We start from the raw sequence: 10,086 nt of genomic DNA on the forward strand, positions 1-10,086 counted from the left end.
GCCCGCGTTTCAGGCGCGAATCGAGTCGAGCATGCGCAACAGCATGGCATCGCAACCCTTCAGTTGCTCCACACTCACAAACTCATCCGGCTTATGCCCCTGGTCCATGCTCCCGGGCCCGCACACCACTGTGGGAATGCCCGCCGTATCAAACAACCCACCCTCAGTTCCGAACGCCACGGTGCCAAATTCCCGCGAGCCGCAAAACGCCGCAATCAGCTCAGCCGCCTGGCTACGCTGGTCGGTGGCCAGCCCTGGGTACGCCGACAATTCACTGAAGCGAATCGCACTCTGCCGGCTCACCGATTGCATCCGCGGCAACACCTGCTGCATCGCATACGCCTGCAGTTCCTCAGCCACTTCACCCGGGTCCATCGAGGGCAAGGCGCGCACTTCAAAGTCGAAGCGGCAATCCGCCGGGACGATATTCAGCGCCTTGCCCCCGGAAATCACCCCGGTTTGCACGGTGCTGAAAGGCGGGTCAAAGCGCTCGTCCTGATGCACCTTGAGGCGCTGGCCAATCCGCCCCAGCTCACCAATCAACTCCGCCGCATACTCGATTGCATTCACGCCCTGAGGCGCATACGCCGAATGGCACGCCTCGCCATGCACTTCGCAGCGCATGGCGAGCTTGCCTTTATGACCCAGCACCGGCTTCAGCTCGGTGGGCTCGCCGATAATGCACAGCAGCGGTTTCACCGGCCATTGCTCCAGCACCTTGAGCAGCGAACGTACCCCAAGGCAGCCGACTTCCTCGTCGTAGGACAGGGCGATATGCACCGGCATCCGCAGGTCTGCATTCACCAGCGACGGCACCAGCGCGAGCACGCAGGCGATGTAGCCCTTCATGTCCGCCGTGCCCCGGCCATACAACTTGCCGTCGCGCTCGGTCAGGGCAAATGCGGGCAGTGTCCAGGGTTGCCCGTCCACCGGCACCACGTCGGTGTGCCCCGACAGCACAATCCCGGGCACATTCGCTGGGCCAATGGTCGCGAACAGATTGGCTTTGCTGCGCTCATCGTTGTAGATCAGCTCGCTGGCGACACCGAAACCCGCCAGGTAGTCGCGCACGCACTCGATCAATTGCAGGTTGGACTCGCGGCTGGTGGTATCAAACCCCACCAGCGTCTGCAGCAATTCGCGGCTGTTGCTCATCGTTCGTCTCCGGCCACGCCGTAGCCCGGTGAACGGTCCGGGGCCAGGGCGCGGTCGATGTAGTCCTGCACCTGCGGGCGATAGGCGTCCCACAACTTCTGCAGTTCGCCTATCGGGTTCTCATCGGCCCAATCCACCCGCAGGTTGATGATCGGCCAGGTCAGTTCGCCCACCACCACGACCGCTGCCGAATGCACCGGGCCGGCTTCGCCACCGGCGGCGATGGCAGCATGCATGGCGGCCAGCAGGCGATCGGTGAGTTGGCCTTCGCCCTGTTCAAATGCGTTGACCATGGCCTCGATCACCGAGCGGTCGGCGAGCATATTGCCGGCCGCGACGCACTGTTCACCCGACACCGCGTTATGGGTGCCGAGGGTTTCGCTGCCGCTGAAATGCACGGTGCGCCCCAGGTGGTCAATCGCCGTCAGTTGCCGGTATTGGCTGTAGCCGTTGCGGGTGAGTGCCTTGTCCACCGCGTCGGCGGGCTCCAGGCCTTGCTCCAGCAGGTCGAGTACATCCGGGCCTAGAGCGGGCAGGGTGATGTTCTGGGTCGAGACCGCACCCACGCCGGGCCGCAGCCAGGGGCAGCGGGCGCCTACGGCGATGCTTGAGGAGCTGATGGCAATGCCCATCTGGCCGGTTTCCGCGCAGCGGGCGACGATTGAAAAGGTCATGTCGTGCCTCCTTGGGTTACTCGGGGATGACGGCAATCACGTCGATTTCCATCAGCCACTGTGGCTGGCCCAGGGCCGAAACCACCAACCCGGTGGAGATCGGGAACACGCCCTTGAGCCACTTGCCGACTTCCTGGTACACCGGCTCGCGGTAGCGCGGGTCGATCAGGTAGGTGGTGGTCTTGACGATGTGGCTCAGGTCGCTGCCGGCTTCTTCCAGCAGTTGCTTGACGTTCTTCATCGCCTGTTCGGCTTGCGCGCGCGGGTCGCCGAGGCCCACCAGCTTGCCGTCGAAATCGGTGCCCACCTGGCCGCGTACATACACCGTGTTGCCGGCGCGTACGGCCTGGCACAGGTCATTGTCCAGGCTCTGGTTCGGGTAGGTTTCCTTGGTGTTGAACATGCGGATGCGAGTGTGAGTAGGCATCAAAAAAACTCCAGAAAAAAGTGATCAGGCGCTGACAGGTGAGGTGTGAACAACCGGCGCGGGTTCGCGGTACTCAAGGTATTGACGCTGGATGGCGATATGGTCGGCCACGTACTTGGCGTCATGCCACACGCCCCAGATAAACGACGAACCCCGGCGCGACTGCCATGGCAAACCAAGGAAGTAGATGCCCGACTCGCTGGCCACGCCGCGCTGGTGCTGCGGCTTGCCGGCGGCGTCAAATGCATCGACCTTCAGCCAGCTGTAATCCACGGCAAAGCCGGTGGCCCAGATGATTGAGGTGATACCGGCCTTGGCCAGGTCCAGTTCCAGAATCGGCTGTTTGATGCACTCGGCATCGGGAAACACGCGGCGTGCTTCGGGCTCTGGCGGCAGGTCGAGGCCGTTGCGTTCGATGTAGGCATCCGCCGCATTCAGCAGGGCCAGGTAGTTCTCATCACCGCGGGCCAGGTTTTCCACCAGGTTGGGCTGGAAGCGCGCGACGCTGCCGTCGAAGGATTGGGTCAGGCCGACCAGGGTCATGCCTTGCTGGGCCAGCTCGCGAAAATCGATGGTCTTGCCGCCGTGGGCGCCGCTCACCGCGATGGTCACGTGTTCGCGGCCGGGTTTCATCGCGGCCTGGTCCCACTCGCCCAGCACCCCGAGCCACCAGCAGAAATCGCGGTTGCGATAGGCGCGTGGTGGGCGGTCGTGAGCGCCGACCGACAGGTACACCTGGCGCCCGGAGCGTTGCAGTTCATCGGCGATCTGCACCCCGGAGGACCCGGCGCCCACCACCAGCACGGCGCCGGCCGGCAGTTGCGCGGGGTTGCGGTAGTCGGCGGAGTGGATCTGGTGCAGCGCAGTGTCTTTAGGCGCAATCGCCGGAATCACCGGCTTCTGGAACGGCCCGGTTGCCGCCACCACACGGTTGGCTTCGATCACGCCTTCGCTGGTGTGGATGGTAAAGCCAGGACGACCGACATTGCGCACCACGGAGGTCACGTCCACGCCGGTGCGAATCGGTGCATTGAACTTGCGTGCATAGGCTTCGAAGTAGTCCGCCACGCGCTCTTTTGGCGCAAAGCCATCGGGGGCGACGTTATCGAAGGCCAGGCCCGGAAAACGGTCATGCCAGGCCGGGCCGTTGGCGACCAGCGAATCCCAGCGGCCAGTGCGCCAGCGCTCGGCGATACGGCTGCGCTCCAGTACCAGGTGCGGCACGCCTTGTTTGCTCAGGTGCTCGCTCATGGCGACGCCAGCCTGACCGGCTCCCACTACCAGCGTGTCTATTTTTGTTATTGCTTGAGTCATATGTCTGTCCTTGCGTAATGCAGTTGGATTCAGCTTGGGCATGGCTTCAAGGCTAGGGGGAGGGCGGTTTTTAATAAAATATTATTAAGCTGGGAAGTGAGCATAAATATCGGATGCAAAGCGATGCAGGATGGCGGGATGAGCTGGTAGGCTGCCAACCCGGCCCAACACACCCTCAGGTTCAAGTCCATGGCCCACATTCGCATCATGACCCTCGATGACTTCGACGCCGTCATCGACCTTATGCGCAACACCCCCGGCATCTCCCTGCGCGATGCCGATTCCCGCGAGGCTACCGCGCGTTACCTGGAGCGCAATCCGGGCATGAGTTTCGTGGCCGAGATCGACGGGGTGCTGGGTGGGTGCGTGATGTGCGGGCACGATGGCCGGCGCGGTTATTTGCAGCATCTGCTGGTGCTGCCTGAGTATCGGCGCCAGGGCATTGCGAACGCGCTGGTAGAGCGCTGCCTCACCAGCCTTGCGCAGTTGGGCATCCGCAAATGCCACCTGGATGTGTTCAAGACCAATCACAGCGCCGCTCGTTATTGGCAGGGCCAGGGCTGGCAACTGAGGACCGATATTGACCGCTATTCGTTTACCCGACCGGGTGACGAGAACGCCTGACGTCCATGGAGGGACAAATGCTCGAGATACGACGCGCCACGCTGGAAGATGCACAGACAGCCTTCGACATTCGCCTGTTGGCCATACGCAACCAATGCATCGGCGCCTACACGTCTGAGCAGATGATGTTGTGGACCCGGGGTGCCGCCGAGGACGGTTACGACACGCTGATGGACAAGCATTTTTACCTGGGCTGCGTGAACGGTGAACCTGTGGCCACGGGGATGCTGGATTTGGCGAACAACGAAATCGGTGCGCTGTTTGTGCTGCCCGGGTTTACCGGACGCGGGATTGGCAAGCAGGTGCTGGTGTATCTGGAGGCGTTGGCGCAGGAATTGGGGATCGAGGAAGTGATCCTGGACGCGACGTTGAATGCAGCGGATTTTTATCGGCGGTGTGGGTATGTGGGCGATGAACAGGCGATCTACCACTCGCCGTCGGGGTTGCAGTTGGCCTGTATTCCTATGCGTAAACACCTGCACAGTGTCCGCTGACACGACAAAAAGACTGTGGCAGGGAGGCTTGCTGTGGCGAGGGGGCTTGTCCCCCGTTGGGCTGCGAAGCGGCCCCAATCAGGCTGCCGCTGTCTTGCAGGCAGAACTCAGTGACTGTTTTGGGGCTGCTGCGCAGCCCAACGGGGGACAAGCCCCCTCACCACAGGTTATGTGCCGCCTTCGGTATTGAATGCGGTACGTAAACCTTGGATCACCTCGCTCACCGAAGCTCCTTGAACCACCGGCGGCGTAGGACTCTCACCAAACTCCCGCCAGATAAAAAGCGTCAGCTCCGCACCGTCGGTTGCCTTCTGCTGCGTCCCGAAATTCTGCAACACCCGATAGCGCTCATCCTGCCAGAACAGCGCTTCAACCCATCCATACACTGGTATGAAATGAAAGTGCAGCGGGAAGCCCGGCATATGCCCGAACCGGCTGATGTAAAGCCATTTGGGTTTCAGTTGCGCTTCCATCACTCGCTGGGTTTTGGCCAGCAATCCGCCCAGCTCCGCGAGCGCCGCATCGGGCATATCAGCCAGTGATTGTATAGGCGCCTTGGCGCCCAGCATCAGGTAGCCCGGCAGCGAGGATGACAGGTGATGATTGAGCAGCCAATGCCCGGTCTCATGCACAACAAAGGATGGATCGATCTTCATCGACGGGCTTCCATGCGAAGAGGGTTGGCAGGATACCAAGAGTTGTTGCCCTGTATCCCGCAAATGCAGCGGATCTGTCTCTATCGCGGCATTCACCTTATCGGTACGGTTCATCCACACGTATTCAATGCCGAGAAAACCATGGACCTGAGCGCAATACCCTTTGGCACTACCGACTGGTCGACCCTCGAACCGGTGCTGCACCCCGGCGAAACCGGCAGCGCGTATTGGCGCACCTGTCAGTTCGGCTCAACTCGCGTGCGCATGGTCGAGTACAGCGCCGGTTACCTGGCCGATCACTGGTGCTGGCGCGGGCATATCCTGTTGTGCCTGGAAGGTGAGTTGCACACCGAGCTGGAGGATGGCCGGCAGTTCACGCTGACTGCCGGGATGAGTTATCAGGTGGGCAATGACATGGAAGGGCATCGGTCATCGACTACCGTCGGGGCGAAGTTGTTCGTGGTGGATTGAGGCGTCACGCCAGGCGCACAATCAACTTGCCGAAGTTGCGCCCCTCCAGCAGCCCGATAAACGCCTCAGGCGCTTGCTCCAGGCCCTCGACAATGTCTTCGCGCCACTTCAGTTTGCCCTGATCAATCCACTGCGCGGCTTCCTGCAAGAAGTCGTCCTGCTGCTCGTCAACAAACTCGGTCTGGATAAAGCCGCGCACGGTGAGGCTCTTGGCGAGGATGTCGTGCATAGTCGCCGGCAGTCGGTCGACCTGTTGCCCAGGCACCGAGCGGTCGTTGTAATGCGCGATCAGCCCACATACGGGTATCCGCGCAAAGTCATTGAGCAGCGGCCTCACGGCATCCCAAACCGCCCCCGAGACATTTTCGAAGTAAACGTCAATTCCATTGGGGCAGGCTTCGGCCAACTGCTGGGCAAAATCCGCTGCGCGATGGTCGATGACGGCATCAAACCCGAGTTCATTTTTCACGAATGCGCATTTCTCCGGCCCACCCGCGATACCCACGGCGCGTGCGCCTTTGATGCGGGCGATCTGGCCGACCACCGAGCCCACTGCGCCACTCGCCGCCGCCACTACAACGGTGTCACCGGGCTTGGGTTGGCCGATATTGAGCAACCCCGAGTAAGCGGTGAACCCCGGCATTCCAAGAACTCCCAGCGCTGTGCTGGGTTGGGCGATGCCCGGATCCAGAAGCCGCAGATCAAGGCCGTCCGAGAGCGCAAAACGCTGCCAGCCGGCATAGGCAAGCACGATGTCGCCCTCTTGCCACAACGGGTTTCGTGAGTGTTTGATCCGCGCGACCGTGCCGCCCACCATCACCTCGCCGATGCCCACTGGCTCGGCATAGGATTTGGCGGCACTCATGCGCCAGCGCATGTAGGGGTCGAGGGAAAGGTAAAGATTTTCGAGCAACACTTCGCCTTCGGCAGGCTCGGGAATCGCGCTGTACTCCAGGCGAAAATCGCTGGGTTGCGGGCGCCCATCGGGCCGGGCGGCCAGTACGATGCGTTGGTTCTGGAGCTGGGTCATGAGGCTCTTCCTGGTTGATAAGGTTCCAGCAGAGTAGTCATGCTCAAGCTATCGAGGTAGGGTGATAGCTGTTGATTCAGAGTTAACCCAAACATGATATCTGACGCGTTTGAACCCTATCTGCTACGAACCTTTATCTCGGTATGCCAGCACGGCAGCCTGAGTGGCGCAGCCCAGCAGGCGGGCAGGGCGCAATCGGCCCTCAGCGCACAAATCCGCCGGCTTGAGGAGTTGCTGGGCCAGCGGCTGTTGCGCAGAACAGGTCGGGGCGTGGTGCCCACTACCGAAGGCGAACTGCTGCTCACCTACGCCACGCGCATTCTGGCCTTGGGCGAGACGGTAGCAGCGCGTCTGAAAGAGCGCACGGTGATGGGCAATGTGCGCGTGGGGCTCTCGGAAGACGTGGCGGTATCGGCGTTGCCGGCAGCGCTCGGCCGGCTGCGGCGCGCCTGCCCGCATGTGCACCTGGAGGTCGTTGTTGATCACGGCGACGCACTCGCCGAACGTTGGAATGACGGCGAGCTGGACGTGGCCATTGGCGTCAGCTCGTCGTTCAACGCCGACCCTGTGCACGCCTGGAACGTCGAGCTGTACTGGGTGTGCGCGATTGATGAAGACATTGATGCGGCGCTGCCGCTGGATGTCATCGTGTATGCCGAACCCTGTGCCTGGCGGCGCTTGATGTTTGATGCCTTGCTGAACGCCGGGCGGGATTTTCGGGTCACGGTGACCAGCCCGAACATTGGCGTGATCACCGCAGCGGTGGAGGGTGGATTGGGTGTGGCCTTGCTGCCGGCGGAGAATATTCGGCCGGAGACCATGCGCATCATTTCCTTGGCTGAAGGCGATGGGCCTATCTTGAGTGTCAACTACGGCCTGTACGCCGTTCCACGGCAAAGCGACAGCATCCGCGCGGCAGTGGAACTGCTCACCGAGAGTTTTCACGCGATGACTCAACCCTTGCGATAAACCCCCGCCAACTCCCGCGCCAACCCAATGAAATTCTGCAACGGCGCCGACGGATTGAACGTGCGCCGCACCAGGGTGATCGGCGCCAATAATCGTGGCCGTGCATCGCTGATCCGGCAATACACCACGCTTTCGCGGTGCACATCGCGCATCGACGCCGGTACCACGGAGATGCCTTCACCGGCGGCCACCAGGCTGACGTTGGTCAGCATGCGCTCCACTTCAAAGGCAATCTTCGGTTCAAAACCGGCGTTCTGGCAGGCCTTGATGAGGTTGGCGTACATCCCCGGCGCGCCGGGGCGGCGGACCAGGATGAAGCGTTCGTCCTTGAGGTCGGCCATGGTGATTTGTGGCTCGGCGCCCTTGAGCAGCGGATGCCCGACGGGCAGGGTCAGCAGCATTTCTTCGTTGAGCAGGCGGTGGAAGGTCAGGCTCTGGTGGTCGCCGACCGGGGCGCGGAGGATGCCGATGTCGATGCGTTTTTCGATGGTGTCTTCGGTGACTTCCCGGGCGCTGCCTTCGTTGATCGAGAGTTCCACGCCCGGGTATTGCTCGCGGTAGGCGCGGATGATGCGCGGGATCAGCGGGTGGGCAGCCGCAGAGCTGGTGAAGGCGATGATCAGTGTGCCCTCGATGCCTTGAGCGGCGCGGGCGGCCTTGAGGGAGCCTTGTTCGACGCGGGCGAGGATGGCCCGCGCTTCATCGAGAAACACCAGGCCGCCGGCCGTCAGGTCAACGCCCTTGGGGTGGCGCTTGAACAGGTCGAACCCCAGCTCTTGTTCCAGAGCGCGAATCTGTTGGCTGAGGGGCGGTTGCTGCATGTTCAGGCGAGCGGCGGCACGGGTGAAATGTCGCTCTTCGGCCACCATGATGAAATAACGTAAATGGCGAAGTTCCATGGTGGTATATCCCGTGACAAGACTTTATTATTTGTGGCCTGAATGCGCCTTGGCAACCAATATGCCGAAAGTGGCCTGATCCGACAATAACAATAAATAAAAAGACCATGGAGCATTGATGCCAGCCCGATTTTCCACTAACGCCACTTTTCCAATTTTGATTGCCATTGCACTTGGCATGGTGTTGGGGCTGTTTTATCCGGGCGTGGCGGTCGAGATGAAATTGCTCAGTGACGCTTTTATAAAAGTGGTCGGATTACTGATGCCGTTTCTGTTGTTTGTGCTGGTGTCGACGGGTGTCGCAGGTATCAAGCGCGAGCCGTCCCATCGGCATGTAGTGGGGCGGATCGTGGTGTATTTCCAGCTGATGTCCCTTGCCGCATTGGTGTTGGGAATGTCGACGGGGTGGCTGTTCAGCCTGGATCACACGGCAGTGGCTAACCTGGATTTTGACCACCTGACGCCGCCTGTTGCGCCGGAAGCGTTCCTGCATGAGCTGTCCATGACCTCGATTTCGTCCAGTCTTTACAGGGTTTTTACCCAGAGTCTGGTGCTTCAGGTGATGCTGGTGGCGGTGCTGTGCGGGCTGCTGCTGGGGCGTGGCGGTAAGGTTGGCAACCGCTGTCTCGGCTGGTTGGAAGCAGCAGTCGCCGGGCTGTTCTTGCTGTTGCGCTTTATCTTGAAATTTGCACCGCTCGCGGCTTTTGGGGCGATGGCGTTTGTGGTGGGGAAGTACGGTTTAAGTTCTGTTTTACCGCTGTTGAAGTTTATTGTGGTTATTTACCTGGCGTGTGCGGTTTTCGTGATTTTAGTGTTTGCGACGATTGCGCGCCTGGTCGGCGTTAAATTGACTCGGTTAATTATTTATTTAAAAGAAGAGTTGTTGTTGGTGACGTTTACCGGCTCATCAGTGGCAGCACTTCCCGGTTGTGTCAGCAAACTTGAGGCGCTGGGCTGTGATCGCCAATTAGTACGCCTGGTGCTGACCACCGGCTATACGTTCAACTTGGCCGGCACCAATATTTACCTGACCACCGCCATCATGTTTCTGGCGCATCTGGCCGGGGTGGAAATTGCCGTTCCCGAATTGCTGGCGGTGCTGGTGATCTGCCTGTTTACCTCGCTGGGGTCTACCAGCGTGGCGGGCTCGGCGCTGTTTACCCTGATTGCCACCTTGAACATCCTGCAACTGGTGCCACTGGAAGGGGTGGGGTTGTTGTTGGGGGTGGAGCGTCTGATGAAGTGCCGGTCGTTGACCAATGTGTTGGGCAATTGTGTGGCGTGCCTGGCGATATGCGGGTGGCAGAAGTCGATTGATCGCGAGGTATTGAAGCGGGAGTTGAGTCGCTGAACCGAACACCATTTCCAGACCC

12 protein-coding genes are annotated in these 10,086 nt (G+C 60.8%); 5 read left to right on the forward strand and 7 right to left on the reverse strand.

Annotation, left to right across the window (positions count from 1 at the left end):
* Positions 1-9: 9 nt before the first annotated feature.
* The 4 genes from argE to SNL23_RS15570 are packed head-to-tail and all read right to left on the reverse strand — an operon-like array spanning position 10 to position 3,612.
* Positions 10-1,155: an acetylornithine deacetylase gene (gene argE, locus SNL23_RS15555; RefSeq protein WP_318302677.1), complete on the reverse strand. Its 1,146-nt coding sequence runs from the start codon at positions 1,153-1,155 to the stop codon at positions 10-12.
* Complete coding sequence (locus SNL23_RS15560) at positions 1,152-1,829, reverse strand: DUF1028 domain-containing protein (protein WP_167663153.1); 678 nt, start codon at positions 1,827-1,829, stop codon at positions 1,152-1,154. The genes argE and SNL23_RS15560 overlap by 4 nt, the downstream gene beginning before the upstream one ends.
* 16 nt (positions 1,830-1,845) lie before the next feature.
* Positions 1,846-2,256: a RidA family protein gene (locus tag SNL23_RS15565; RefSeq protein WP_076017087.1), complete on the reverse strand. Its 411-nt coding sequence runs from the start codon at positions 2,254-2,256 to the stop codon at positions 1,846-1,848.
* A gap of 24 nt (positions 2,257-2,280) precedes the next feature.
* Entirely contained in the window at positions 2,281-3,612 is a 1,332-nt protein-coding gene (locus tag SNL23_RS15570; protein ID WP_412104220.1) for a flavin-containing monooxygenase, read from the reverse strand.
* Between the two features lie 147 nt (positions 3,613-3,759).
* Between SNL23_RS15570 and SNL23_RS15575 the strand changes: the two genes are divergently transcribed.
* Together SNL23_RS15575 and SNL23_RS15580 are read left to right on the forward strand one after the other, a co-directional pair.
* Entirely contained in the window at positions 3,760-4,194 is a 435-nt protein-coding gene (locus SNL23_RS15575) for a GNAT family N-acetyltransferase (RefSeq protein WP_318302679.1), read from the forward strand.
* Positions 4,195-4,211: 17 nt separating this feature from the next.
* A complete protein-coding gene (locus SNL23_RS15580) occupies positions 4,212-4,688 on the forward strand; it encodes a GNAT family N-acetyltransferase (RefSeq protein WP_318302680.1) in 477 nt (158 codons plus the stop codon).
* Between the two features lie 167 nt (positions 4,689-4,855).
* Here SNL23_RS15580 and SNL23_RS15585 read toward each other — a convergent pair whose 3' ends face one another.
* Positions 4,856-5,344 (reverse strand): HIT family protein, encoded by a 489-nt coding sequence (locus SNL23_RS15585; protein WP_318302682.1) that lies wholly within the window; start codon positions 5,342-5,344, stop codon positions 4,856-4,858.
* A gap of 141 nt (positions 5,345-5,485) precedes the next feature.
* On the opposite strand from SNL23_RS15585, the gene SNL23_RS15590 reads away from it, so the two are divergent.
* Complete coding sequence (locus tag SNL23_RS15590; protein ID WP_318302689.1) at positions 5,486-5,815, forward strand: DHCW motif cupin fold protein; 330 nt, start codon at positions 5,486-5,488, stop codon at positions 5,813-5,815.
* 4 nt (positions 5,816-5,819) lie between these two features.
* Here the strand turns inward: SNL23_RS15590 and SNL23_RS15595 are convergent, their stop codons facing one another.
* A complete protein-coding gene (locus SNL23_RS15595; RefSeq protein WP_318302683.1) occupies positions 5,820-6,845 on the reverse strand; it encodes an NADP-dependent oxidoreductase in 1,026 nt (341 codons plus the stop codon).
* A 93-nt stretch (positions 6,846-6,938) separates the two neighbouring features.
* Between SNL23_RS15595 and SNL23_RS15600 the strand changes: the two genes are divergently transcribed.
* On the forward strand, positions 6,939-7,814 hold the full coding sequence (locus SNL23_RS15600; RefSeq protein WP_318302684.1) for a LysR family transcriptional regulator: 876 nt from the start codon (positions 6,939-6,941) through the stop codon (positions 7,812-7,814).
* On the opposite strand, the gene SNL23_RS15605 is transcribed toward SNL23_RS15600, so the two are convergent.
* Entirely contained in the window at positions 7,799-8,713 is a 915-nt protein-coding gene (locus SNL23_RS15605) for a LysR family transcriptional regulator (RefSeq protein WP_318302685.1), read from the reverse strand. The genes SNL23_RS15600 and SNL23_RS15605 overlap by 16 nt on opposite strands.
* 118 nt (positions 8,714-8,831) lie before the next feature.
* Between SNL23_RS15605 and SNL23_RS15610 the strand changes: the two genes are divergently transcribed.
* On the forward strand, positions 8,832-10,064 hold the full coding sequence (locus tag SNL23_RS15610; protein WP_318302687.1) for a cation:dicarboxylate symporter family transporter: 1,233 nt from the start codon (positions 8,832-8,834) through the stop codon (positions 10,062-10,064).
* Positions 10,065-10,086 lie beyond the last annotated feature (22 nt).

Source organism: Pseudomonas sp. SED1 (assembly GCF_034044025.1).
GTDB lineage: Bacteria > Pseudomonadota > Gammaproteobacteria > Pseudomonadales > Pseudomonadaceae > Aquipseudomonas.

What these genes read in the sequence shown, in the direction of transcription:
- SNL23_RS15560 (WP_167663153.1), bottom strand. Translation starts at nt 1,829, where the DNA reads ATGACCTTTTCAATCGTCGCCCGCTGCGCGGAAACCGGCCAGATGGGC.
- SNL23_RS15565 (WP_076017087.1), bottom strand. Translation starts at nt 2,256, where the DNA reads ATGCCTACTCACACTCGCATCCGCATGTTCAACACCAAGGAAACCTAC.
- SNL23_RS15610 (WP_318302687.1), top strand. Translation starts at nt 8,832, where the DNA reads ATGCCAGCCCGATTTTCCACTAACGCCACTTTTCCAATTTTGATTGCC.
- SNL23_RS15600 (WP_318302684.1), top strand. Translation starts at nt 6,939, where the DNA reads ATGATATCTGACGCGTTTGAACCCTATCTGCTACGAACCTTTATCTCG.
- SNL23_RS15595 (WP_318302683.1), bottom strand. Translation starts at nt 6,845, where the DNA reads ATGACCCAGCTCCAGAACCAACGCATCGTACTGGCCGCCCGGCCCGAT.
- SNL23_RS15585 (WP_318302682.1), bottom strand. Translation starts at nt 5,344, where the DNA reads ATGAAGATCGATCCATCCTTTGTTGTGCATGAGACCGGGCATTGGCTG.
- SNL23_RS15570 (WP_412104220.1), bottom strand. Translation starts at nt 3,612, where the DNA reads ATGCCCAAGCTGAATCCAACTGCATTACGCAAGGACAGACATATGACT.
- SNL23_RS15580 (WP_318302680.1), top strand. Translation starts at nt 4,212, where the DNA reads ATGCTCGAGATACGACGCGCCACGCTGGAAGATGCACAGACAGCCTTC.
- argE (WP_318302677.1), bottom strand. Translation starts at nt 1,155, where the DNA reads ATGAGCAACAGCCGCGAATTGCTGCAGACGCTGGTGGGGTTTGATACC.
- SNL23_RS15575 (WP_318302679.1), top strand. Translation starts at nt 3,760, where the DNA reads ATGGCCCACATTCGCATCATGACCCTCGATGACTTCGACGCCGTCATC.
- SNL23_RS15590 (WP_318302689.1), top strand. Translation starts at nt 5,486, where the DNA reads ATGGACCTGAGCGCAATACCCTTTGGCACTACCGACTGGTCGACCCTC.
- SNL23_RS15605 (WP_318302685.1), bottom strand. Translation starts at nt 8,713, where the DNA reads ATGGAACTTCGCCATTTACGTTATTTCATCATGGTGGCCGAAGAGCGA.